At 70.8% G+C, this 445-nt stretch carries 1 protein-coding gene; it reads left to right on the forward strand.

What is annotated here, in order from left to right:
• Positions 1-445: glycogen/starch synthase (locus CKO27_RS24200; RefSeq protein ID WP_200377442.1), on the forward strand; the 445-nt coding region annotated here is incomplete at both ends.

Here is a 445-nt window from a genome sequence, read left to right on the forward strand (position 1 = left end):
TGACTTCATCCAGGGGCTGGCGCGCGCCCTGGCCGCGACCGGTGTCGAGGTCCAGGTGCTGCTGCCCTATTATCGCGGGCTGCTGCCGGAGCCTTTCGTCTCGCGGCTCGAGCCGCTCGACGTCGCAGTATCGATCCCGCTCGATGGCGCCGCGCTCGAGTGCACCTGCTGGCGTCTGCGCGCCGAGGGACTCGACTGTGTCCTGATCGATCCGGCGGGTGACTGGTTCCGCCGCCCGCACGTCTACGGTGAGCCCGACGACGGGCTGCGCTTCGCGCTGTTCGCGCGCGCGGCCGATGCGCTGCTGCGCCGCCCCGGATGGCGGCCCGACATCATCCATTGTCACGACTGGCAGAGTGCGCAGCTGCCGGCGCTGCAATGGGCCGTGACGGATGCCGGCGAGCCCCCGGTCCGGGTCTGTCTCACCCTGCACAACCTCGCCCAT

This window comes from Thiocystis violacea (assembly GCF_016583575.1).
GTDB lineage: Bacteria > Pseudomonadota > Gammaproteobacteria > Chromatiales > Chromatiaceae > Thiocystis > Thiocystis violacea.